The sequence below is a fragment of the Sphaerisporangium sp. NPDC004334 genome, from assembly GCF_053602655.1.
The window spans coordinates 1-1,886 of the sequence record NZ_JBSGDZ010000082.1 but is presented as its reverse complement, the minus strand read 5'-3'; the positions used below and the strand labels follow the sequence as shown (position 1 = coordinate 1,886).

At 67.9% G+C, this 1,886-nt stretch carries 1 protein-coding gene; it reads right to left on the bottom strand.

Annotation, left to right across the window (positions count from 1 at the left end; translation table 11 throughout):
* A partial coding sequence (gene rpoB / locus ACWEN6_RS40830; protein WP_452577587.1) for a DNA-directed RNA polymerase subunit beta occupies positions 1 to 1,886 on the bottom strand: 1,886 nt, incomplete at both ends.

Genomic DNA, 1,886 nt, shown 5'->3' with positions numbered 1-1,886 from the left:
ACCGGGGTGCCGTCCTCCAGGAACGGCATGTCCTCCACGGGCAGGATCTTGGAGATGACGCCCTTGTTGCCGTGCCGGCCCGCCAGCTTGTCACCGTCGGTGATCTTGCGCTTCTGCGCCACGTACACCCGGACCAGCTCGTTCACACCGGGAGGAAGCTCGTCGCCCTCCTCGCGGCTGAACACGCGGACGCCGATGACCTTGCCCATCTCGCCGTGCGGGACCTTCAGGGAGGTGTCGCGGACCTCGCGGGCCTTCTCACCGAAGATCGCGCGCAGCAGCCGCTCCTCCGGCGTCAGCTCGGTCTCGCCCTTGGGCGTGACCTTGCCGACCAGGATGTCACCGGGCACGACCTCGGCGCCGATGCGGATGATGCCGCGCTCGTCGAGGTCGGCCAGGACCTCCTCGGAGACGTTCGGGATGTCCCGGGTGATCTCCTCAGGGCCCAGCTTGGTGTCGCGGGCGTCGACCTCGTGCTCCTCGATGTGGATCGAAGAGAGCACGTCGTCCTGCACCAGCCGCTGCGACAGGATGATCGCGTCCTCGTAGTTGTGCCCCTCCCACGGCATGAACGCCACCAGGAGGTTCTTGCCGAGCGCCATCTCACCGTTGTCGGTGCACGGACCGTCGGCGACGACCTGGTTGACCTCCACCCGGTCGCCCTCGCGGACGATGGGCTTCTGGTTGAAGCAGGTGCCCTGGTTGGAGCGCTTGAACTTCGCCACGCGGTAGGTCGTGCGGGTGCCGTCGTCGTTCATGACGGTGACGTAGTCGGCCGAGACCTCCTCGACGACGCCCGCCTTCTCGGCGGTGATGACGTCGCCGGCGTCGGTCGCGGCGCGGTACTCCATGCCGGTGCCGACCAGCGGGGCCTCGCTCTTGAGGAGCGGGACCGACTGGCGCTGCATGTTGGAGCCCATGAGCGCGCGGTTGGCGTCGTCGTGCTCGAGGAAGGGGATCATGGCGGTCGCGACCGACACCATCTGGCGGGCCGAGACGTCCATGTAGTCGACCTCGTTGGGCCGGATGAACTCGACCTCGCCGCCCTTCCTGCGGACCAGGACGCGGTCCTCGGCGAAGGCGCCGTCGGCCTTCAGCGGGGTGTTGGCCTGGGCGATGACGTGCCTGTCCTCCTCGTCGGCGGTCAGGTAGTCGATCTCCTCGGTGACCCGGCCGTCCACGACCTTGCGGTAGGGCGTCTCGACGAAGCCGAAGGTGTTGACCCGGCCGAAGGACGAGAGCGAGCCGATGAGGCCGATGTTCGGGCCTTCAGGGGTCTCGATCGGGCACATGCGGCCGTAGTGCGAGGGGTGCACGTCGCGGACCTCGAAGCCGGCCCGCTCACGCGACAGACCACCGGGGCCGAGCGCGGACAGACGCCGCTTGTGCGTCAGGCCGGCCAGCGGGTTGGTCTGGTCCATGAACTGCGACAGCTGGGAGGTGCCGAAGAACTCCTTGATCGACGCCACGACCGGGCGGATGTTGATCAGGGTCTGCGGCGTGATCGCCTCGACGTCCTGCGTGGTCATGCGCTCGCGGACGACGCGCTCCATGCGGGCCAGGCCCAGGCGGACCTGGTTCTGGATCAGCTCGCCGACGGTGCGCAGGCGGCGGTTGCCGAAGTGGTCGATGTCGTCGGTCTCGACGACGATCTGACCGTTCGCCCCGGGCATCTCGACCTCGCCGGCGTGCAGCCGGACGATGTACTCGATGGTGGCGACGATGTCCTCTTCGGTGAGCGTCCCCTGGTTGATGTCGGCGTCGACGCCGAGCTTCTTGTTGATCTTGTAGCGGCCGACCTTGGCCAGGTCGTAGCGCTTGGGGTTGAAGTAGAGGTTCTCCAGCAGCGTCTGGGCGGACTCCTTGGTCGGCGGCTCGCCCGGGCG